This is a genomic window from Streptomyces sp. NPDC029159 (assembly GCF_055564055.1).
Genome location: NZ_JBVHWT010000009.1, coordinates 246,191 through 267,523, shown reverse-complemented (window position 1 = coordinate 267,523; position 21,333 = coordinate 246,191). Strand labels below are relative to the sequence as shown.

Sequence of the window (21,333 nt, the reverse complement as noted above, 5' to 3'; positions counted from 1 at the left end):
CGCCACCGCTCTCCGGCGCCAGGCAGTACGGGCACCTCGCAGACGTCACAGCGGTACCTCCCGCGGTGCCCGGAACTCCCGACGTGCGCGCGGCGGCCCCGGAGCGGCCCGCTGCCCCCGCCTCCGGGCGTACGGCGGAGCCGCGCGGACCTGCCCCGGCCCGCGGTGGCGCCGCGGGCGTTCGGCCGCTGCGATTATGCGCCCCTGTACCGGCGCGCGCAGGTACTCCGGCACATCCAGGGGGCGTACGGCGGGCGGCGGCCGGGTGGTCGCACGGGGCGGGCCCGGCGCGCGGTGCCGGGGCCGGGCGCGCGGGGGCGCACGCCCGGACGCCGTGGAGCTGCCCCCTCCGGGCGGCGCACCGGTCGGCGGTGTTCCCGCGCTCGGCGGGCCATATCTGGACATTGCGACCAGGATGGAGGGACGGCTGCCCGCCGTGGACGGCCGTTCCCGGCGACCGGGTCCGCTCGATGGCGGCTGGTCACCGGGGTCGGTGCACCTGATGCCGCGACGGCGCGAGGGCGGCCTGAGAACGAGGAGGCCACGAGAACGAGGAGGCCGGGAGAACGAGGAGGCCGGGAATCCGGGACCGGGGCACCGAGCCCCACCGGGCTCGGTGCGGCGCACCACGATCCGGGCGCCGTTCGCCTGGTGCCCGGCGAAGGCAGGTCCGGGCGCCCGGAAACCCGGGCAACCCGCCACCGGGCGACCCGGATACCGGGCAGGCCCGGCGACCGGGAGCCCTGGGAGCCGCGGAGCCCGGCGGCCAGTGATCCGGAGGCCAGGGATTCGGTGGCCGGGAAGTCCGGAAGAGGGGAAGACGCTCATGGCGCAGGACACCGGGGCAGGGGCACCTGCGGGGCCCATCGGGGGACCGGCGGGGCCCGTCGGGGCCGGGGACCGGCGGACGATTCTCGTGGCGATCGGCGCGCTGCTGCTCGGCATGTTGATCGCCGCACTCGACCAGACCATCGTCGCCACCGCGCTGCCCACGATCGTCAGCGACCTCGGCGGACTCGAACACCTCTCCTGGGTGGTCACCGCCTACCTCCTGGCGTCGACGGCGGCGACCCCGCTGTGGGGCAAGCTCGGTGACCAGTACGGCCGCAAGAGGCTCTTCCAGACCGCCATCGTGATCTTCCTGATCGGCTCGGTGCTCTGCGGTGTCGCCCGCAACATGGGGGAGCTGATCGGCTTCCGGGCGCTCCAGGGCCTGGGCGGCGGCGGGCTGATCGTGCTGTCCATGGCGATCGTCGGGGACCTCGTACCGCCCCGGGAACGCGGGAAGTACCAGGGCCTCTTCGGGGCGGTGTTCGGCGCCACCAGCGTCCTCGGGCCGCTGCTCGGCGGGGTGTTCGTGGACCACCTCAGCTGGCGCTGGGTCTTCTACATCAACGTGCCGATCGGCGCGATCGCCCTGGCCGTCATCGCCGCCGTGCTGCACATCCCGGTCCGCCGCACCCCCCACCGCATCGACTATCAGGGAACCTTCCTGATCGCTGCGGTCGCCGCCTGCTTCGTGCTGATGACCTCACTCGGCGGCGTCAGCTACCCCTGGAGCTCCTGGCAGATCATCGGGCTCGCCGTCCTCGGGGTCGTCCTGCTGGCCGCGTTCGTCGCGGTGGAGCGGCGGGCCGCCGAACCGGTGCTGCCGCTGCGCCTGTTCCGCATGCGGACCTTCGCGCTGACCTCCGTCATCGGCTTCGTCATCGGCTTCGCGATGTTCGGCTCGATGACGTATCTGCCCACGTTCCTCCAGGTCGTCCAGGGCGTCACGCCCACCATGTCCGGTGTGCACATGCTGCCGATGGTCCTCGGCATGCTGCTGGCGTCGACCGCCTCCGGACAGATCGTCAGCCGCACCGGCCGCTACAAGTTCTTCCCGCTGGCCGGGACCGCCGTCACCGCCGTCGGCCTGCTCCTGCTGCACCGGCTCGGCCCGGCCAGCGGTGTCGGGGAGATGAGCCTGTACTTCTTCGTCTTCGGCTGCGGACTCGGCCTGGTCATGCAGGTGCTGGTGCTCATCGTGCAGAACGCCGTCGACTACCGGGACCTGGGCGTCGCCACCTCCGGCGCGACCTTCTTCCGCTCCATCGGCGCGTCCTTCGGCGTCTCCATCTTCGGCACGATCTTCGCCAACAAGCTCGGCCCCCGCATCGCCGACGCCGTCGCGGGCCGCCCGCTGCCCCCGGGCATCTCACCGGCCACCATCGCCCAGGACCCGCGTGCCGTGGGCCAACTGCCGCCCGACCTGCGTGCCGGCGTCCTGGGCGCCTACTCCGCCTCGATCACCGACGTCTTCGTCTACGCGGTGCCCGTCGTCCTCGTCGCCTTCGTTCTGGCATGGTTCCTGAAAGAAGAGCCGCTGCGCTCCAGTGTCACGGCGCCGGACACCACCGAGGTGCTGTCCTCCAACCCCGTCGAGCGGTCCTCGTACGAGGAGTGTGCCCGGGCGCTGTCCCGCCTCGGCAGCCTGGAGGGCCGTAAACGGGTCTACGAGAAGATCACCAAACGGGCCGGGCTCGATCTGAAACCGGCGGCCAGCTGGATGCTGCTGCGCATCCAGCACCACGGCTCGGTGGAACCGGCCCTCCTCGCCGACCGCACCACCGTGCCGCTCGGCGTGATCTCCGAGGCCACCCGGCAGGTGGAGGAGCGCGGTCTCGCCGTACGCGAGGGCCTCGACCTGCGGCTCACCGACACCGGGCGGGCCGTCGCGGAGCGGTTGGCGGAGGCCCGGCGGGAGTCGCTGGCAGGGATGCTCGGCGACTGGTGGACGAAGGACCGGCCGACCGACCTGACGGAACTGGTACGCGAGTTGACCTCGGAACTCTGCGGCTCGGACGCCGAGGAACCCCACAACGGCGACGCCCGCCGCACCCTGCCCCGCACGGGGTCCGCACCGCGGCCACCGGATCTGGCGAAGTGAGGGGGCGGGGCCGGCGGTTCTGGGGGGGCTCCCGGGGGGGCGGTCGGAAGGTGCCGTCCCCCGGAGGGCGTACGGAAGGAGCTGTCCCTGGGACGGCGTTCGGAAGGAGCTGTCCCAGGGGGCGTTCGCAAGGTGCCGCCCTCCCGGGGAGAGCGTTCGGAGGGAGCCACCCCTGGGACGGACGGAAAAGGGCCTTCCCCAGAGGGAGGCCACGAGGGACCACCCCGGGGAAGCCCCTGCTCCGGCTCCGGGCCGGGCCTCAGCCCTGCTTCGGACCGGCCTGCTGGACGACCTCGAAGGACCAGAGCGTGGAGCCGGACGCCGCGGGCTTCGGCCGCTCGCCGCCCTCGCCGCCGCCCTGCTGGTGGGCGGCCTTCATCGGGCCCTCCATCCACGCCTGGAAAGACGCCTCGTCGCGCCAACGGGTGTAGACGAGATATTGGTCGGTCCCCTCGACGGGGCGCAGCAGCTCGAACCACTCGAAGCCGTCGGACGAGTCGACGGTCCCGGCACGGGAGGAGAACCGCTGCTCCAGGACCTCACGCTGCTCGGCGGGGACGGTGAGTGCGTTGATCTTCACGATGCTCATGCCGCCATCGTGCCCCATCCTGCCCGGTGGCCCCGGGGCAGGTCCCCCGACGGGGGCGGCGGAGTGGCGCCGTTGTACGGCCATCTGGGCGGGGCACGTGGATGCCGTCGTGGCGTTCGCCCTCTCCCGACTCACGCGTCAGGGCACCTTCGAAGTCATGAAGATCGAAGAGGAGCTGCGGAGGCACGGCGTCCTTCTGCTCTCCGTTGAGGAAGCGCTGAGGTGCGAGCGCCGCGAGTGTTCAGCTCCTCCCTCGCGCCCCGTTCTCTCCTTCGGGATGCCGCGCGGGAGTTGAGCCCTGGCTCTCGCTGTTCCGTAGTCGGAGTGCCTAAATTCCATCGGGTGGTTGTTGGTCGATTCCGGCCGGGGCACGGAGGTTGGGGGGAATTTTGTGGCGTGGTTTGAAAGCGGCCGTTGGTTACGAATTCCGGCGGACTGGTCCGTGCGGCGCATGTCCGGGCGGCGGCTCGGCAGAGCTGGGTGTCCAGGCGGCGGTCGGTCGGTATCCGATCGAGCTGGGCTGCAAACTTAACGCCCCAGCGCTGCTTCGTGATTTGACGGATAGCCTGGGTTGGTCAACGAGTGATGGCGTCCAGGTGAAGTCGCGCTCGGATGACGGGGCGCTCGCCGGGGCCAAGGTTGCGATTAGCGTTTGCTGGGGTCCGGGGCGCTTCGAAGGAGAAACCGAGTTCGACCAGAAACTCCATGCCTGGTCGCCAGTCTTCGGTCACCGACGCAGCCACTTGGGTGTAATCCTGTGCAGCGAGTTCGCGAAGGAGAGTGGAGGCCACCAGACGGCCCAGCCCCTGGCGTCGGAATGCGGGGTGGATGAGGAACAGGCCGAGCGAGCAAGCACCTGTCGTTGGGTACCGGAGTACGGCGTCGATCACGCCGACGATCTGCCCGTCGGCCGAGAACACGAGAAGCGCCTTGTCCTCGAAGGCCGCACCTTCAGGCAAGGCGTAGTACAGGCTTTGGACATCGCCGGGCGCGGCGGGCTGGCCTGTGGCGGCAGTGAACCAATCTCCAGCTGCGTCGAATAGCGTGAGCACATCCTGCTCATCTTCCGGCTCCAGGTCTCTGATCTGGATTCTCCGGCCATTGAAATGAAGATCCAGCAGCATAGCGGCAGCTTAATGCCGAATTCGCCATCTGCGCCGTCGACGGGCGCAGGCACATCACGCTCGCTCTGGCCTTTCAGACCGCACTCGACACCGACGCGACCCTGGAAAGCGCAACGAGTGAGGAGGACTTCGAAAACGCGGGGGTCCGTGGGGCCCCAGGCGAGCCAGGGGCAGTCGACCGCCCCGGGCACCCGTGTCCCCCAGAATGGCGACGTGCACAGCGCCATGGCGGACGACAAGGACCGCGAACAGGAGTAGCAGGGATGATCCACGGTGAGTACCTGGCGGACGACCTCAAGCGCGATCACGGGTTCATGCGGTGCGAACTGATCCAGGACGGCAAAGCCGTCGTCATGCGGAAGCCCGGCAGCGACCGCTGGACCGTCGTCCCGCTCCGGTGGCTCACCAGTGACGCCGTGGACGTCATCAAGACCCAGGCCGGTATCACGCCGGTCTGAGTCGCCACATGAACGCCCCGTCTGTGCGTCTGCCCCGACCGGGCGCCGTCACCGGGGCGCGTCCGGTGGCCGGGTGCGCCGGGCGGGCTCCTGCGCTCCGGGGGAATGTCGTTCCGCTCCCTGGTGGGGGCTGCGGCGTCGGGACAGTGTGCTCCGTGGGTGGGGCGGGCGGTGGGCCCGGTTCGCCGTCGGAGTGGGAGGCGGGACGGATGGAACTTCGCAGGAGTGCGGTGGCCGGCATCGTGGGCGCCGCGGTGGTCGGGGTGCTGGCCTTCGGTGTCGCCACGGCGCAGGCTCTGCCGGTGGCCGCGGCGAGTACGTGCGCGGACGCGGTGAGTTCGGCCAAGGCACATCTGGAGCAGGTCGGTGACCCGACCGATGCGACGGACTGGCAGTCCGTACGCGACGCCGCGCAGGACTACGTGGACAGCCACCCCTGGGACGGGCCCGGTACCGAGGCGCTGAAGGCCGACATCAATGATCTGAACAGGTTGTGCGCGGCCTGACGCGCCCGAACGCCCAGGAGCCCGGTGCCGTGACGCACCGGGCTCCTGAATGTTTCCGTACCGCCTGTGGGCCGTCGGCCGCTCAGGCCGTCGCGGTCGCCTCCTGGCGGGCGGCGCGGGTGACCTCGCGGGCCTCCGCCTCGGTCTCCACCGCGGGGGGCGAGCCGGGGAGCGGCTTGCAGGAGCTCTCCGACATGAGCCAGACCGCGATACCGCCGATGACGGCCGCGGCCATCATGTAGTAGGCGGGCATCATGCGGTTGCCGGTGGCGCCGATCAGTGCCGTGACGACCAGCGGGGTGGTGCCGCCGAACAGCGACACGGAGATGTTGAAGCCGATGGAGAGCGAGCCGTAGCGGACCTTCGTCGGGAAGAGCGCGGGCAGCGTCGACGGCATCGTGGAGGTGAAGCAGACCAGCAGCAGGCCCAGCGCGCTCATGCCGAGGGCGATGGCGAACAGCGAGCCCTGCCGGATCAGCAGCAGTGCGGGCACCGAGAGCAGCAGGAACCCCGCGCAGCCCGCGGCGATCACCGGGCGGCGGCCGAAGCGGTCGCTGAGCCGCCCCGCGAACGGCTGGACGCACATCATCACGACCATCACCGCGAGGACGACCAGCAGCCCGTGCGTCTCGTCGTACTTCAGCTCCGAGGTCAGATAGCTCGGCATGTACGACAGCAGCATGTAGTCGGTGACGTTGAAGACCAGGACCAGGCCGACGCAGAGCAACATCGCGCGCCACTGGCCGAAGATCATCTCGCGGACGCCGACGCGCTTCTCCGCCTCGCGGCGCTCCTTCTCCTTGGACCGCGCCTCCTTCTCCAGCTGTGCGAACGCCGGGGTCTCCTCCAGCCGCATCCGCAGGTAGAGGCCGATGACGCCCATCGGGCCCGCGATCAGGAACGGGATCCGCCAGCCCCAGGAGAGCAGGTCGTCGGTGGAGAGCAGGGCGGTCATCAGGGTGACCAGGCCGGCGCCGCCGACGTAGCCGGCGAGGGTGCCGAACTCCAGCCAGCTGCCGAGGAAGCCGCGCTTCTTGTCGGGCGCGTACTCGGCGATGAAGGTGGACGCGCCGCCGTACTCACCGCCGGTGGAGAAGCCCTGCACCAGGCGGGCGACGAGCAGCAGGATCGGGGCACCGATGCCGATCGAGTGCCACGACGGGATCAGACCGATGCAGAAGGTGCCCGCCGCCATCATGATCATGGTGAGGGCGAGGACCTTCTGGCGGCCGATGCGGTCGCCGAGCGGACCGAAGACCATGCCGCCGATCGGCCGGACCAGGAACGCCGCGGCGAACGCGCCGAAGGTCGACAGCAGCTGCACCGTCGCGTTCCCGGTCGGGAAGAAGACCTTGCCGAGGGTGACGGCTATGTAGCTGTAGACGCCGAAGTCGAACCACTCCATCGCGTTGCCCAGCGCCGCGGCGGAGACCGCGCGCTTGACCATCGCCGGCTCGACGACCGTCACGTCGCCTGCGGATCCTCTGGAGGACGTTCCCCCGGTGCGCTGTTCCGAGTCGGATGCGACAGCCTTCCGGCTGTCGCCCTTGTCACGGGGCCCCGGTGCGACGGGGGACTGCGTCGGCACGTGTTCGCTCGCCTGCGCTCTCTGGGTCGACTGCAAGAAAAAGTCCCGTCACGGGTGACGGGCGAAAGTCGACCATAGGGGCAGACCCGGTCATCACGGACGGTGCGCGGTTGACCGCGCAATCGGTCGCTTACCCGCTCCACGCAGGGCAAACGTGGCTCCGGAGACGTTCCCGAGGCGAGCCGTGGTGTGAGCCATATCGCGGTGAGAGCCTGCAACCGTACGCCGGGGTGACGCGGCCCACACCCCGCACGCGGCGCCCTCGTACGCGCCCCTCCCGCACGCCGTCCCGCCCGCCGCAACCGGGCTTCGGCGGCCCGTGCGCACCCGCTCACCGGGCCCGGAAACGCGACCGGCGCGGCGGCCCGCAGGGGCCACCGCGCCGGGGGATCGTCGCGTCACTCAAGGATCCGCCCGTCCCGCCCGGACCGCCACCCGGCGGCCGCGCGTCACTCCAGCCACGCCTCGTAGGAGAGGACCGCACCGGCCTTTACGCGTGTGCCGGGGATGTCCTCCGTCGTGGTGGTCTCGCTGCCCAGGAGGCGGCCGTCGGCCGGGTCGAGGATCAGCATCTGCCGGATGCCCTCCATGGCGCCCGGCCGCCCGGTGCAGACGTACGCCTGACCGCGGCGCCCCAGCCGGTCGGTGACCGGGCCCACCGGGCGCAGCTCCCCGGCGGTGGCGAGCAGCCGCACCACGGCGGCGCTCTCCCGCGGCCCCGGCGTCCACTCCTGACGGAACGCGGACAGTGCCTGGAGCAGCTGCGGCGTTCCGCCGTCCGCCTCGCCGTACAGCGCGCCCAGCAGCCGCCGCAGCGCCTCCGGGGCGTCCGGCGGCGGCGTCCGCGACGCCAGGCCCCCGCGCTGCGCCTCGGTGCCCGCCGGGTACGCCACCCGGTGCAGCACCTTCCCGTCCTCGACGGTGGAGCGGCGGCCGTCATCGGTGGTGTGGATCACCGGGCGCCCCGGGTGGCGCGGATCGGTCGCCACCACCAGCTCGGAGCCGCTGCCGTCGGCGTTCCACCGGGTCAGCCGCTCCTCGGGCACGGTCACCGGCGGTGCGTCCGCGGTGCCGGTACGGCGGTCCAGGTACCAGCTCTGCAGATGGCTGCCCCGGTGCGGCCCCGCCCCGGGGCGCGCCGCGGCGGCGTACGCCTCGGCGCGCCGTGCCAGCTCGGCCAGGGGCACGGACGGCGCGCCGGAACGCACCTGGAGGGCGGCCGGCACCGCGGCGGCGGGCGTGGAGCCGGGCCCGGACAGGGTGTAGGCGAGCACCGCGAAGAGGGCCAGCGCCGCCGCCTCGGCGCGGAGCACCAGCCGCCGGCCGATCTTCCGGCGGCGGCTGCGGTACAGCAGCTGGTTCAGCGCCCGCTCGGCCCGGTGGTCGAGGGGCCGCTCCCGCCACGGGCCGCTGTGCGCCGGCGCGGGATCGGCCGTGCGCAGCAGCTCCAGTTCGTCATCCATCGCACTCGTCTCCTGCTCGCGCGGACACCGGCGTCCGCATCCGGTCGATCTGGGTACGGAGCCGGGTCCGCGCCCGGTGGAGCCGCATCGCCGCCGCGCTCCGGCCGCAGCCGAGGGTGACGGCGAGCTCGTCGACGGTCAGCTCCTCCCACGCCGTCAGCCGCAGCACCTCCTGGTCGGCGGGGGAGAGCCGGGTGAGCGCCTCGTGCACCCAGGAGCCGGGCCGCTCCGCGTCCGGGCTCGCCACCGTCCCCCGGCGGTGCGCGATCTCGTGGTTGCCCAGGCGGTGCAGGAGGCGGCGGTAACGGCCCCGGCCGCGCACCGTGTTGGCCAGGCAGTTGCGGGCCACCCCGTACAGCCAGGGCAGCGGCGCGTCGGGGAGGTCCGCGCGGCGGCGCCAGGCGGTGGCGAAGACCTCCGCGGCTATTTCCTCGACCTCGTCCGCCTGCCCGTCCAGCCGCCGCGCCACGAAACGGCTGACCGCCCAGTAGTGGGCGCGGTAGGCAGCGGCGAAGGCATCGTCCGTGCTCATGATCGGTTGGTGTCCGGCACGCCCCCGATCGTCACACCCCGCCGCGGTGATCCATCCCACGGCCCCCTGCGGCGCGTACCGGTGACGCCGGGCGGGGTGCCGGACACCTACCGGGCATGAGAACTCCTGTGAAGTGGCTGACGACCACGGACCACAAGGCGATCGGCACGCTCTATCTCGTCACCGCGTTCGCGTTCTTCTGCATCGGCGGGGTGATGGCGCTGCTGATGCGCGCCGAGCTGGCCCGGCCCGGCCATCAGATCCTGTCGAACGAGCAGTTCAACCAGGCGTTCACGATGCACGGCACGATCATGCTGCTGATGTTCGCGACGCCGCTCTTCGCCGGATTCGCCAACTGGATCATGCCGCTGCAGATCGGCGCCCCGGACGTCGCCTTCCCACGGCTCAACATGCTCGCGTACTGGCTCTATCTGTTCGGGTCCCTGATAGCTGTCGGAGGCTTCCTCACCCCGCAAGGGGCGGCGGACTTCGGGTGGTTCGCCTACTCCCCGCTCTCCGGCGCGGTCCGCTCGCCGGGCATCGGCGGCGACATGTGGATCATGGGGCTGGCGCTCTCCGGGTTCGGCACGATTCTCGGCGCCGTCAACTTCATCACCACCATCATCTGTATGCGCGCCCCCGGTATGACGATGTTCCGCATGCCGATCTTCACCTGGAACGTCCTGCTGACCGGCGTCCTCGTGCTGCTCGCCTTCCCGGTGCTCGCCGCCGCGCTGTTCGCCCTGGAGGCGGACCGGAAATTCGGGGCGCATGTCTTCGACGCGGCGAACGGCGGGGCGCTGCTCTGGCAGCATCTTTTCTGGTTCTTCGGCCATCCGGAGGTCTACATCATCGCGCTGCCGTTCTTCGGCATCGTCTCCGAGGTCATTCCGGTCTTCTCCCGCAAGCCGATGTTCGGTTACATCGGCCTGATCGCCGCGACGATTTCCATCGCGGGGCTCTCGGTGACGGTCTGGGCACACCACATGTATGCCACCGGCGGCGTCCTCCTGCCGTTCTTCTCCTTCATGACCTTCCTCATCGCGGTCCCGACCGGGGTGAAGTTCTTCAACTGGATCGGCACCATGTGGAAGGGCTCGCTCTCCTTCGAAACCCCGATGCTCTGGGCGATCGGCTTCCTCATCACCTTCGTCTTCGGCGGTCTGACCGGCGTCATCCTCGCCTCGCCGCCCCTCGACTTCCACGTCACCGACTCGTACTTCGTCGTCGCCCACTTCCACTACGTCATCTTCGGTACGGTCGTCTTCGCGATGTTCTCCGGATTCCACTTCTGGTGGCCGAAGTTCACCGGCAAGATGCTGGACGAACGCCTCGGGAAAATCACCTTCTGGACGCTGTTCGTCGGATTCCACGGCACCTTCCTCGTCCAGCACTGGCTGGGTACGGAAGGCATGCTGCGCCGTATCCCGGACTATCTTCCGGCCGACGGCTTCACCGCTCTGAACACCGTCTCGACGATTTTCTCGTTCCTGCTGGGTCTGTCGGTCCTGCCGTTCTTCTACAACGTCTGGAAGACCGCGAAGTACGGGGAGAAGGTCGAGGCCGACGACCCCTGGGGATACGGCCGCTCCCTGGAATGGGCGACCTCCTGCCCGCCGCCGCGCCACAATTTCCTTTCCCTGCCGCGTATCCGCTCCGAATCCCCGGCGTTCGATCTGCACCATCCGGAGATCGCCGCCCAGGACGACGCGCTGCGCAGCGGGGAGCGGGCGGCGCTGGTGCCCGAGCGGAGTGGACGGGCATGAGGGGGACGACCGGCGGTATGCGCACCGACGCGGCGATCAACGAGATCGAGGGCTTCCTGCTGTGGGAGGCGGAGAAGCGCCGGGCGCGGAGCCGGGCCGAGGCGTTCTGCGCCGGGCTGCCCTGGCTCACCGAGACCCAGCGCGCGGAGGTCGCCCGCCACTACTGCCGCGACCAGGCGGAGCTGTCCCGGGACACCCTGGAGCGGATCGCCGCCCGCGCCACCGCACTGCGCGCCGAGTACGAGGGCGTCCACCGGAGGCTGCGGCGACGGCTGCTGACCGGCTACGCGGCGGGCACGGTCGCGGTGGCGGCGCTGGTGGGCTCCGTCCTGGGCGGCAGATGAGCGGCGAAGGAGGCAGCGGCACCGCCCGGGGTGCCGCCGGTGGCCGTGGGGGAGCGGCCACCGGCGGCGGGACCGGTGCGGTGCGCGGGCCGACCGGTGTGCGGGCGCTACGCGGGTGGCGCGTGGTCAGCTGCCGACGGTGATCTGGGAGGCCGGGTCGGTGGTGTCGGCGACGGTGTAGGTGGCGTTGAAGTTCGAGCTGGTCGCGGTCGTCGGGCAGCCGAAGCCGCCCTCGACCGTCACCGGCACCGCCGCGTTGGTGAACTTCAGGGTGGACGGCGCGCCGTTGGTCCAGGTGCCGTTGACGGTCGCCGCCGCGGTCGGCGCGGCGGTCACCGTACAGCTGGCCAGTCCGCTGGTCTTCAGGACGAATCCGCCCGACGGCATGGTGAGTCCGGCGGTCGCCGGGGAGCCGTTCTGGAGGCCCACGGTCCAGTTGCCGGTCGTGGTGACGGTGGCGCTGACGCCCGGCATGCTCGTGGTGCAGGAGCTGTAGGTGGGCGCGGAGACGGCGCTGCTGACCGGCCCGGAGGCGTTGGTGTTGCCGGGCGCGGCGGGCACCGAACCGGTGGCGGTGGAGGCGGTGCAGGTCACCGTCACCGAACCGGCGGAGAACGTCGCGGACCCGGAGAGCTTCGCGCCGAAGGCGTGCCCGGCGGGCGTGACGGTGGTGGACGCGGCGGCGGCCGGTGCCGTGGGCGCGGGCTCGGCGGTCGCCGGCCCGGTCACCGCCAGCGTCAGCCCGAGGGCCGCCGCGATACCGGCCGACGCGGTGAGCACGGTGCGGGTGAGGTGCTGGGTCATCGCTGGACTCCTTCGTACGGGAGGGTGCCCGGGGGCCCGGGCCGTGAGGGGGAGTGCGGTGGTGCGGGCACACGCGGCGGCGCACGGACGCGCGGCAGCGCGGCGTGGTGGGCGCGCACGGCGTAGCCGCGCACGGGGTGAGGGCAGCCGTACGGGGCCGGTCGGCCAGGGGGAGCCGTACGGAGGACGGGGCGGACGCGGGGCTACCGCGTCACGGAAGGCGGCTCACGGAAGGCGGCTCGCCGCGGCCGCCCCCGGGGCGCCGGGAGCATCGGACGCCGTGGCCGCGCCGGGCGTCCCGGTCAGGCCGGATTCCTTCGCCACCTCGGACGTCCCGGGCCGGGCCCCGTCCGCCTCCGGCGGCGCCTCGCTCTCCACCGGCCGCCAGGCGAAGATCATCGCGCCGCCGAGGATGCCGAGGAGGGTGCCGACCAGGAAGCCGCCGAGGTTGGACATGACGAGCGCGGCCATCGCGCCGAGGACGGTGAGGACGCCGGCGAGGGTCCGGTGCTGCGGGGTGAACCACGCCGACAGGCCCATCAGGATCATCACCAGGCCCATCAGCACCGACGGGACCCCGGCGATGCCCTGCTGGAGCATGACCTTCAGCGGGGCCAGCGGCAGGGCGCAGATCTCCGCCCCGGCCAACGCCGCCGCCAGCCCGCCCCAGAAGGGACGGCCCCGGCGCCAGCGCCGCCAGCGGTTCGGCGCTCCGGCGGCGCCCATCTCAGAAGCATTCCTTCGCGCCCTTGGACACCTTCATGCTGAGCCCGGAGAGCCGGAACGTCCCGGCGTTGGTGGACCAGGCGGTCTGCCGCAGATGGTTGATGGCGACGTCGTCGGCCTGCTGCGCGAAGAGGTCCTGGAGGCCCTTGGCGTCGGCCGGGCCCTTGTCGAGCGTCGAGGCGTCCCGGCCGATCTCGATGCGGTGGAAGGACGCGTCCCCGGAGAGCTGGGTGGCGTCGACGAACAGGTTGGTCGCCTGTACGGGCTTGTCCGCGCCGGCCGTCAGGTTGAGCGAGATGTCACCGAGGACCGGCAGGTGGGTGACGACGGACTGGCACAGATGGTGGAGTTCGGCGGACTTGATGGCGGTGACGGCGACCGGCAGCAGATCGCCCCGGGCGTTGGCGTCCACGCTGCCGTATTGGGCGAATCCGTCGCCGGTGAGGCGGTCGGCGGAGACCTTGAACTGCTGTCCCGAGACGGCGAACGAGGCGGCGAGCGCCCCGTTGGCGAGGGCGATGCCCAGGGCGGCGGTGCCGGCGACGGCCGGGACGGTCAGTACGGCGAACCGCCGCCAGCTGATGCGTCCCGTGACGTGTCTGCCGTGTGCGTCCTTCACGACGTGTCCCCTTCGAAGAGTGCGGTGGGTCGCGCTGTCGAACGTGTGGGGGCGTGCCAGGTGCGGGTGCGTGGCGTACGGTCCGGGCGTCGCGGCCGCCGGGCGGCGTGGGGCGCGGGCGCGCACGGTGGCCGTGCAGCGGTACGCGAGCGGGACGGCAGGGCCGACGGGCGGCACACTGCCGATGGCGCTGAACTACCGGTGTTACCAGGGGTGTTACCGGCGAGTTGAATGTAATTCCGCCGCTGTCCGCTGGCAAGGACACGCGTGCGACGGTTTTCGGCCGACTGCGCGAGTCGACTGGGCGATCCGACCCGCGCGGCCCGGTGGCGCGCGGTCGACGGCGCGGCCCGGTGGCGCGCACCCCGCCGCTCTCCGGGAGCGCACGAAAGCCCGCCGCCCCGAAGGCGACGGGCCCGTCCCGCAGGCGGTACGCGCGCTACGCGTACCGCACCCGCATCTCCTTCACGCCGTTGAGCCACGACGAGCGGAGCCGGCGGGGTGCGTCGGTGAGGGTGATGTCCGGCAGGGCGTCGGCGATGGCCTGGAAGATCAGGTTGATCTCCAGGACGGCGAGGGACTTGCCGAGGCAGAAGTGCGGTCCGCCGCCGCCGAAGCCGAGGTGGGGATTGGGGTCGCGGGTGATGTCGAAGACCTCGGGGCGTTCGAAGACGTCCGGGTCGTTGTTGGCGGAGGCGTAGAAGATGCCGACCCGCTGGCCCTCGCGGATGGGGGCGCCGCCCAGGGTGGTGTCCCGGGTGGCGGTGCGCTGGAAGGAGACCACCGGCGTCGCCCAGCGCACGATCTCCTCGGCGGCGGTGGCAGGCCGCTCCCGCTTGTAGAGGTCCCACTGCTCGGGGTGGGTGAGGAAGGCGTGCATGCCGTGGGTGATGGCGTTGCGGGTCGTCTCGTTGCCCGCCACCGCCAGCAGCAGCACGAAGAACCCGAACTCGTCGGAGCCGAGGTTGCCGTCGTCCTCCGCGGCGACCAGTTTGCTGACGATGTCCTGCGCCGGGCACGCCTTGCGGTCGGCGGCGAGGTTCATCGCGTACGAGATCAGCTCCATCGCGGCGGTGGTGCCGACCTCTTCGGTGATGGCGAGTTCCGGGTCGTCGTAGGCGATCATCTTGTTCGACCAGTCGAAGATGCGGGCCCGGTCCGCCTGAGGGACGCCGATCAGCTCCGCGATGGCCTGGAGCGGCAGTTCGCAGGCGATGTCGGTGACGAAGTCGCCGGTGCCGGAGCGGCGCGCGCCCTCGACGATCGCCGCGGCACGCTCGCGCAGCGCCTCCTCCAGCGCCCGCACCGCGCGCGGGGTGAAGCCGCGCTGCACGATCTGCCGGACCCGGGTGTGCTCGGGCGGGTCCATGTTCAGCATGATCAGCTTCTGGACGTCGATCTGGTCGCGGGTCATGGAGTCGTTGAAGCGGATGATCGACGTGTTGCGGTGCGCGGAGAAGACGTCCGGTTTGGTGGACACCTCCTTGACGTCCTCGTGGCGGGTCACCACCCAGTAGCCGTCGTCGCCGAAACCGGCGATGTTGTGCGGTTGGGCGCACCACCACACCGGCGCGGTCCGCCGCAGCCGGGCGAACTCGGGGAGCGGGACGCGGGACTGGTAGACGTCGGGGTCGGTGAAGTCGAAACCCTCGGGCAGCGCGGGGCATGGCATCGGCGGCTCCTGATCCGGTCCGGCGCGGCCCGGCGGCCGGCCGTCGCGGGCCGGGTGGCGCCGGCGCCCACCACTGATTCTGACGAGTCATCAGATGTCGCGGCGAAGGTAGTGACGAGTACCGCAACTGGCAAGGGTCGCGGCGCCATTCGCCCGTCGGCAAGGGGGCGCCGACGGCCAACTCCGGTGCGCGCGGCGCCGATGCCGCGACTGCATGCCCCTTGCGCCCCCGGGGTACGGCTCATGAGACTGACCGCAGAACTAGAACGCGTACTAGTTCTTCTGCCGCGGGTGCCGGGACATCTGCGGACGCGAGGAGAGGACGAGTCAGTCATGGCCGCGGAACCCGTCATCGTCGAAGCCGTACGCACCCCCATCGGCAAGCGCCAGGGCGCGCTCGCCAACCTCCACCCCGCCTACCTCCTGGGCGAGACGTACCGCGAACTCCTCGGCCGTACGGGCCTCCAGCCCGACTGCGTCGAGCAGATCGTCGGGGGCACCGTCACCCACGCCGGTGAGCAGTCGATGAACCCGGCCCGCAACGCCTGGCTCACCATGGGACTGCCGTACGAGACCGCCGCGACCACCGTCGACTGCCAGTGCGGCTCCTCGCAGCAGGCCAACCACATGGTCGCCAACATGATCGCGTCCGGCGTCATCGACATCGGCATCGGCTGCGGCGTCGAGGCGATGTCCCGGGTGCCGCTCGGCAGCGGTTCCAAGCACGGCCCCGGCAAGCCCTGGCCCGACGAGTGGCACATCGACCTGCCCAACCAGTTCGAGGCCGCCGAACGCATCGCCCGCCGCCGCGGCCTGACCCGTGAACGCGTCGACGCGCTCGGCCTCCTCTCCCAGCAGCGGGCCCAGGAAGCCTGGGCCGAGGAGCGCTTCAAGCGGGAGACCTTCGCCGTCCAGGTCCCCACCACCGAGGAGGAACAGGCCGCGGGCCAGGGCATGTGGCGCCTCGTCGACCGGGACGAGGGGCTGCGCGACACCACCATGGCGGCGCTCGGCGGCCTCAAGCCCGTCATGCCGCAGGCCGTCCACACCGCCGGGAACTCCTCGCAGATCTCCGACGGCGCCGCCGCCGTGCTGTGGGCCTCCAAGCGGATGGCCCGCGCCCTCAAACTCAAGCCGCGCGCCCGCATCGTGGCGCAGGCGCTGGTCGGCGCCGATCCGCACTTCCATCTCGACGGGCCCATCGACGCGACCCGCACCGTCCTCGGCAAGGCCGGGATGACTCTCAAGGACATCGACCTCGTCGAGATCAACGAGGCGTTCGCCTCCGTCGTCCTGTCCTGGGCGCAGGTCTTCGACCAGGACCTGGAGAAGGTCAACGTCAACGGCGGCGCCATCGCCCTCGGCCACCCCGTGGGCGCCACCGGCGCCCGGCTGATCACCACCGCCCTGCACGAACTGGAACGCCAGGACAAGGAGTTCGCGCTGATCACGATGTGCGCGGGCGGCGCACTGGCGACGGGGACGATCATCCAGCGGCTGTGAGGGGCGGGGCCCGGCTTGACCTTCACACCGTGCGAAGGTCTTGCCTGGGGCCTCGGAGGTGGTCGTACATGACCCTGTCGGACGAGGACACACCCACCACGCGCGTGCTCCGGGCGCTGACGCACGGCGACGCATCGGTACGGCTGCGGGCCGCGCTCGCGGTCGGTACGGAGCCGGGGCCGCCGTGCGTGGCGCCGCTCATCGAACGGTGTGCGGTCGAGCCGGAGTTCTCCGTACGGGAGATGCTGACGTGGGCGCTCACCCGGCACCCGGCGGACGCGACGCTCCCCGGGCTCCTCGGGGAACTCCGCTCGGCGCACGCACAGGCCCGCAGCCAGGCGCTGCACACCCTGTCCAAGATCGGGGACCGGCGGGCGTGGCCGGCGCTCACCCGGTCCCTGCTGACCGACCCCGACGACGAGGTGGCCCGGAGCGCCTGGCGCGCGGCGGTCGTCCTCGTACCGGAGGGAGCGGAGCCGGAACTGGCCGCGGTGCTGGCGACGCAGCTCGGGCGCGGCGGGCGGGAGACGCAGCTGAGCCTCAGCCGGGCGCTGATCGGGCTCGGCGAGGCGAGCGTGCCGGTCCTGCACGACGCGACGACCGGCCGCGACCCCGGAGCGCGGCGCCACGCGCTCGCCACGGAGCGGCTGCGGCGCGACCCGGAAGCCGGCTTCGATTGCGCGATCGAGGAGGCGAAGCGCATCGTGGCCCTCGGCACGGACGGCCGGGAGGGGTGAGCGACGGTGCTGATTGGCGAGGTGACGCGGCGCTCCGGGGTCAGCGCCCGGATGCTCCGGCACTACGACACGCTCGGCCTGGTACGGCCGACGGGCCGCAGCGGGTCCGGGTACCGGGAGTACTCCGGCGACGATCTGCGGCGCCTCTTCCACGTGGAGAGTCTGCGGTCGCTGGGGCTGCCGCTGCGGGAGGTCGGGCGGGCGTTGGACGGCCCCGGCTTCGCGCCCGCGGAACTCGTCGACGACCTCATCCGGCAGACCCGGGAGCGCATCGCCGCGGAGACGGCGCTGCTCACCCGGCTCCGCCGGATCGGCGCCGCGGAGCCCGCCGACCGGTCGGACGTCCTCCGGATCGTCGCCCTCCTCCAGGAGCTGGGGTCACCGAGCGCCGGACGCCGCCAGCGCGCCGCCCTGGCCGCCGCGGCGGACGGTCCGGCACCGGTGGAAGCGCTGGTCGAGGCGGTGCTGAGCGAGCCGGAGCCGAATGTCGCGGGCGCCTTGAAATGGGCCCTGGCCCGCTCCGGTGACGGCGCACCGCAGCTGCTGGCGCAGGCCCTCGACGCCCCCGCGGCCGCGACCCGGCACCGCGCCGTACAGGCCCTCGCCGCACTCCCGGGGGAGGCGGCGACCGTCCCGCTGCGCACCGCCCTCGCCCACCCCGACACCGCGGTCCGCCGCGGCGCGGCCCTGGCGCTCGGCGCCCGGGGCCTGACGGAGGCGGTCCCCACCCTCGTCGCCATGGTCGCGGAGGGCGCCAACGACGTCGACGCGGCCGATGCGCTGAGCGCCCTGGTGGACGACCCGGCGGTGGCGGAGGAGATCGCCGCGCGGCTCGTCGACCGCCTCACCCCCGGCGCCGAGGGCGCACCCGCCCGGCGACGGCTCGCCCAGGCGCTGGCCGGGGTCCCCGGCGCCACGGCGTCGGACGCCCTCATGGAGCTGGCGCGGGACGAGGATCCGGGCGTGGCGGTGACGGCGGGGTACGTCCGTACGTTGCGGGAGGCGGCGGCGCCGGAAGGGTGCGGTTGAGCGCAGGGTTCCTGCCCGTTACGGCGTGCGGGCGCCGGGCCCGTCCGCCGGTGGCGCCGCGGCCGGGCGCGGGGTCCCTGCCTGTTACGCCCCGCGGGCCTCACCCCCGCCGGGCGCCGCACGGGAGCCCGACCCGTCCGGCACCGCCCCCGGCGACGGCTCCGGCGTCGCGAACTGAACCGATGCGTCGAACGCCGCCCGCCGGGTCGCCCGCCGCAGCGCCTTCAGCAGCGGACCGCCGACGGTCAGGGTCAAGACCACCGTGACCGCCGCGCGCGGCAGGTCCCAGCCGAGGGAGGTCGCCAGGCAGTACGTCAGATAGCGCGCCAGGTTGTCGGCGAGCGGATCGCCGGGCACGAAGGAGACGCCCGAGGCCAGCCCGGCGATGTACGGCCAGCCCTGGAGGTTCATCACCAGGCCGTAGCCGACCGCGGCCACCGCCCCGTACCCGGCGAGCAGCGCCAGCTCGCGGCGGCCGCGGAGCCGGTCGGGGCCCGGCAGCAGCCCGGCGCCCATCGACACCCAGCCCATCGACAGCATCTGGAACGGCATCCACGGCCCGACGCCGCCGGTCAGCAGCGCCGAGGCGAACATCGCCACCGAGCCCAGGACGAACCCGAAGCCGGGGCCCAGCACCCGTCCGGCCAGCACCATCAGGAAGAACATCGGCTCGATGCCCGCGGTGCCCGCACCGAGCGGGCGCAGCGCGGCGCCCGCCGCGGCCAGGACGCCGAGCATCGCGATGGCCTTGGCGTCCAGACCGGAGTCCCCGATCGTCGCCACCACCACCGCCAGCAGCATCGGCAGCAGCGCGGCGAACAGCCACGGCGCGTCCGCGGAGTGCGCGAGCCCGGAGGCGGAGGTGGCCAGCAGCGGCCAGCCGAACGCCATCACGCCCGTCGCCGAGACGAGCGCCAGCGCGACGACGGACCGGGGCCCGAGCCGCACCGCCCGCGCCTGCCGCCCCGTGCCCGTGGCGGGCTCCCGTACGGCGGTCACGGTGTGGCCTCCAGCGCGCGGGCCACCTGTGGCACCGTCAGCCACGGCAGCGGCGCGAGGACCTTCGCGACCTGCGGGGCGAACGCGGGCGAGGACACCACGACCTCCTCGGTCGGCCCGTCGGCGACGATCTCCCCGCCGGCCAGGATGACGACCCGCCGGGCCAGTTCGGCGGCGAGTTCCACGTCGTGGGTGGCGAGGACGATGCCGTGCCCCTGTGCCGCCAGCTCCCGCAACACCTCGATCAGCCGCGCCTTGGCCGCGTAGTCCAGACCGCGGGTCGGCTCGTCGAGCAGCAGCAGCGGCGGCCGCGCGGTCAGCACCACGGCCAGCGCCAGCGTCAGCCGCTGCCCCTCGGACAGATCCCGCGGATGCGTCGCGTCCGACACCCCGGGCAGCAGCCGTGCGACCAGCGCGCGGCAGGTGCCCGCCGCGGCGTTCGCGTCCCGGTCGGCGGCGGCGCACTCGGCGGCGACGGTGTCCGCGTACAGCAGGTCCTGCGGCTCCTGCGGCACCAGTCCGACGTGCCGGACCAGCGTGCCGGGCGCGGTGCGGTGCGGGACGGCACCGCCGACGGCGACCGAGCCGGACGCCGGTGTGTGCAGCCCGACCAGCGCGCCCAGCAGCGTCGACTTCCCGGCGCCGTTACGGCCCATCAGCGCCACCGTCTCCCCGGCGCGGACGGTGAGATCGACGGAGTGCAGCGCCTCGATCCGGCCGCGGCGGACGGCCAGCCGCCGCACCTCGGCGAGCGGTGCTCCGGGCGCGGCACCGTCCGGCGCACGGTCGGCGCCGCCGCGGCGCCGCAGCAGCCCGGCCCGCCTCGGACGGCGGACCGGGGGAGCGGGCGCGGCACCCTCGGGCGACGGCCCCGGAAGCTGCGGCCGCCGCGGCTCCGCCCCCGCCAGCCGGGCGCGCAGTTCGGGGGCGCGGCGGCGGGCGTCGCGTACCGACAGCGGCAGCGGGGACCAGCCGGCCAGCGCCCCGAGGTCGACGACCGGCGGCCGGACCGGGGAGTGCGCCATCATCGCGGCGGGCGGGCCCTGCCGCGGTGCGGCGCCCGGCCCCGGCATGAGAATGACCTGGTCGGCGTAGTGCACCACCCGCTCCAGGCGGTGTTCGGCCAGCAGCACCGTCGTCCCCAGGTCGTGGACGAGGCGCTGGAGCACGGCGAGGACCTCCTCGGCGGCGGCCGGGTCCAGCGCGGACGTCGGCTCGTCGAGGACCAGCACCTTCGGATGGGCGGTCAGCACCGACCCGATGGCCACCCGCTGCTGCTGCCCGCCGGAGAGCGTGGTCAGCGCGCGGTCCCGCAGCCCGGCCAGCCCCAGCAGGTCCAGCGTCTCCTCGACCCGGCGCCGCATCACGTGCGGCGCCAGGCCCAGCGACTCCATCCCGTACGCCAGCTCGTCCTCGACGGTGTCGGTGACGAACCGGTCCAGCGGGTCCTGGCCGACGGTGCCGACGACGTCGGCGAGTTCGCGCGGGGCGTGGGTGCGGGTGTCGCGCCCGGCGACGGTGACGCGGCCGCGGAGCGTGCCGCCGGTGAAGTGCGGCACCAGCCCGCACACCGCGTTCAGCAGTGTCGACTTGCCGACACCGGAGGGGCCGACGAGAAGACACAGCTCCCCCTCGGCGACGGTCAGGTCGACCCCCTGCACGGCGGGCGCGGACGCCTCGCCGTAGGTGACCGAGACCTGCTCGAACCGGATCACTGGGCGTGCTCCTTCGTGGGGCGGGTGGGGGAGAGGGGACGGACGTCACGGGCGGGGCGCTCCCGGCGGGCGGGCATCCGGCCGACGAACCGCTCCCGGCCGAGGCCCGGCCCCATGCCGACGGCGGGCCCGGGAGGCTCCTGGCCGACGGGCCGTTCCTCGCCGCCGGTCGACGCCCGGCCGGAGTCCTGTCCCCGCCCGGCGGCCCGTTCCCGGCCCCCGCCGTCCGG

18 protein-coding genes and 1 pseudogene are annotated in these 21,333 nt (G+C 72.7%); 8 read left to right on the top strand and 11 right to left on the bottom strand.

Features of this window, described 5'->3' with window-relative positions; translation table 11 throughout:
- Positions 1–826: 826 nt before the first annotated feature.
- Positions 827–2,929 carry an MDR family MFS transporter gene (locus ACZ4U4_RS19815; RefSeq protein WP_467875795.1) on the top strand — a complete coding sequence of 701 codons (2,103 nt, stop codon included), beginning with the start codon at positions 827–829 and terminating at the stop codon, positions 2,927–2,929.
- 259 nt (positions 2,930–3,188) lie between these two features.
- On the opposite strand, the gene ACZ4U4_RS19810 is transcribed toward ACZ4U4_RS19815, so the two are convergent.
- Complete coding sequence (locus tag ACZ4U4_RS19810) at positions 3,189–3,518, bottom strand: antibiotic biosynthesis monooxygenase family protein (RefSeq protein ID WP_467875793.1); 330 nt, start codon at positions 3,516–3,518, stop codon at positions 3,189–3,191.
- A 575-nt stretch (positions 3,519–4,093) separates the two neighbouring features.
- A complete protein-coding gene (locus ACZ4U4_RS19805; RefSeq protein WP_467875790.1) occupies positions 4,094–4,642 on the bottom strand; it encodes a GNAT family N-acetyltransferase in 549 nt (182 codons plus the stop codon).
- 263 nt (positions 4,643–4,905) lie between these two features.
- Between ACZ4U4_RS19805 and ACZ4U4_RS19800 the strand changes: the two genes are divergently transcribed.
- Positions 4,906–5,100 (top strand): hypothetical protein, encoded by a 195-nt coding sequence (locus ACZ4U4_RS19800; RefSeq protein WP_467875787.1) that lies wholly within the window; start codon positions 4,906–4,908, stop codon positions 5,098–5,100.
- Positions 5,101–5,309: 209 nt separating this feature from the next.
- Positions 5,310–5,606, top strand: a complete 297-nt coding sequence (locus ACZ4U4_RS19795) for a hypothetical protein (RefSeq protein WP_467875785.1) — start codon at positions 5,310–5,312, stop codon at positions 5,604–5,606.
- A gap of 82 nt (positions 5,607–5,688) precedes the next feature.
- Here ACZ4U4_RS19795 and proP read toward each other — a convergent pair whose 3' ends face one another.
- The 3 genes from proP to ACZ4U4_RS19780 all read right to left on the bottom strand — a co-directional run bounded on the left by proP (position 5,689) and on the right by ACZ4U4_RS19780 (position 9,189).
- Positions 5,689–7,074, bottom strand: a complete 1,386-nt coding sequence (proP, locus tag ACZ4U4_RS19790; RefSeq protein ID WP_467875783.1) for a glycine betaine/L-proline transporter ProP — start codon at positions 7,072–7,074, stop codon at positions 5,689–5,691.
- Positions 7,075–7,643: 569 nt separating this feature from the next.
- Positions 7,644–8,657 carry a CU044_5270 family protein gene (locus tag ACZ4U4_RS19785; protein ID WP_467875780.1) on the bottom strand — a complete coding sequence of 338 codons (1,014 nt, stop codon included), beginning with the start codon at positions 8,655–8,657 and terminating at the stop codon, positions 7,644–7,646.
- A complete protein-coding gene (locus ACZ4U4_RS19780; RefSeq protein ID WP_467875777.1) occupies positions 8,650–9,189 on the bottom strand; it encodes an RNA polymerase sigma factor in 540 nt (179 codons plus the stop codon). Before ACZ4U4_RS19780 ends, ACZ4U4_RS19785 begins: the two co-directional genes overlap by 8 nt.
- 128 nt (positions 9,190–9,317) lie before the next feature.
- On the opposite strand from ACZ4U4_RS19780, the pseudogene ctaD reads away from it, so the two are divergent.
- Together ctaD and ACZ4U4_RS19770 are read left to right on the top strand one after the other, a co-directional pair.
- Positions 9,318–10,955 (top strand): annotated as a pseudogene (ctaD, locus tag ACZ4U4_RS19775) (aa3-type cytochrome oxidase subunit I); the annotation flags it as partial.
- The gene (locus tag ACZ4U4_RS19770; RefSeq protein ID WP_467875774.1) at positions 10,952–11,299 is read left to right on the top strand and encodes a hypothetical protein; all 348 of its coding nucleotides are present in this window, start codon (positions 10,952–10,954) and stop codon (positions 11,297–11,299) included. The pseudogene ctaD and the gene ACZ4U4_RS19770, both read left to right, overlap by 4 nt.
- A gap of 126 nt (positions 11,300–11,425) precedes the next feature.
- Here ACZ4U4_RS19770 and ACZ4U4_RS19765 read toward each other — a convergent pair whose 3' ends face one another.
- The 4 genes from ACZ4U4_RS19765 to ACZ4U4_RS19750 form a co-directional block, all read right to left on the bottom strand.
- The gene (locus tag ACZ4U4_RS19765) at positions 11,426–12,103 is read right to left on the bottom strand and encodes a hypothetical protein (protein ID WP_467875772.1); all 678 of its coding nucleotides are present in this window, start codon (positions 12,101–12,103) and stop codon (positions 11,426–11,428) included.
- A gap of 225 nt (positions 12,104–12,328) precedes the next feature.
- A complete protein-coding gene (locus ACZ4U4_RS19760; protein ID WP_467875769.1) occupies positions 12,329–12,829 on the bottom strand; it encodes a DUF6114 domain-containing protein in 501 nt (166 codons plus the stop codon).
- 1 nt (position 12,830) lies between these two features.
- Positions 12,831–13,448 (bottom strand): DUF6230 family protein, encoded by a 618-nt coding sequence (locus tag ACZ4U4_RS19755; protein ID WP_467875766.1) that lies wholly within the window; start codon positions 13,446–13,448, stop codon positions 12,831–12,833.
- A gap of 439 nt (positions 13,449–13,887) precedes the next feature.
- Entirely contained in the window at positions 13,888–15,120 is a 1,233-nt protein-coding gene (locus ACZ4U4_RS19750; RefSeq protein ID WP_467875763.1) for a cytochrome P450, read from the bottom strand.
- A gap of 333 nt (positions 15,121–15,453) precedes the next feature.
- On the opposite strand from ACZ4U4_RS19750, the gene ACZ4U4_RS19745 reads away from it, so the two are divergent.
- The 3 genes from ACZ4U4_RS19745 (at position 15,454) to ACZ4U4_RS19735 (ending at position 18,389) form a co-directional block, all read left to right on the top strand.
- A complete protein-coding gene (locus ACZ4U4_RS19745; RefSeq protein ID WP_467875761.1) occupies positions 15,454–16,623 on the top strand; it encodes a steroid 3-ketoacyl-CoA thiolase in 1,170 nt (389 codons plus the stop codon).
- 68 nt (positions 16,624–16,691) lie between these two features.
- On the top strand, positions 16,692–17,360 hold the full coding sequence (locus tag ACZ4U4_RS19740; RefSeq protein WP_467875758.1) for a HEAT repeat domain-containing protein: 669 nt from the start codon (positions 16,692–16,694) through the stop codon (positions 17,358–17,360).
- Between the two features lie 6 nt (positions 17,361–17,366).
- Entirely contained in the window at positions 17,367–18,389 is a 1,023-nt protein-coding gene (locus tag ACZ4U4_RS19735) for a HEAT repeat domain-containing protein (RefSeq protein WP_467875756.1), read from the top strand.
- Positions 18,390–18,473: 84 nt separating this feature from the next.
- Here the strand turns inward: ACZ4U4_RS19735 and ACZ4U4_RS19730 are convergent, their stop codons facing one another.
- The gene (locus ACZ4U4_RS19730; RefSeq protein ID WP_467875754.1) at positions 18,474–19,388 is read right to left on the bottom strand and encodes an ECF transporter S component; all 915 of its coding nucleotides are present in this window, start codon (positions 19,386–19,388) and stop codon (positions 18,474–18,476) included.
- A complete protein-coding gene (locus ACZ4U4_RS19725) occupies positions 19,385–21,103 on the bottom strand; it encodes an ABC transporter ATP-binding protein (protein ID WP_467875751.1) in 1,719 nt (572 codons plus the stop codon). The genes ACZ4U4_RS19730 and ACZ4U4_RS19725 overlap by 4 nt, the downstream gene beginning before the upstream one ends.
- Positions 21,104–21,333 lie beyond the last annotated feature (230 nt).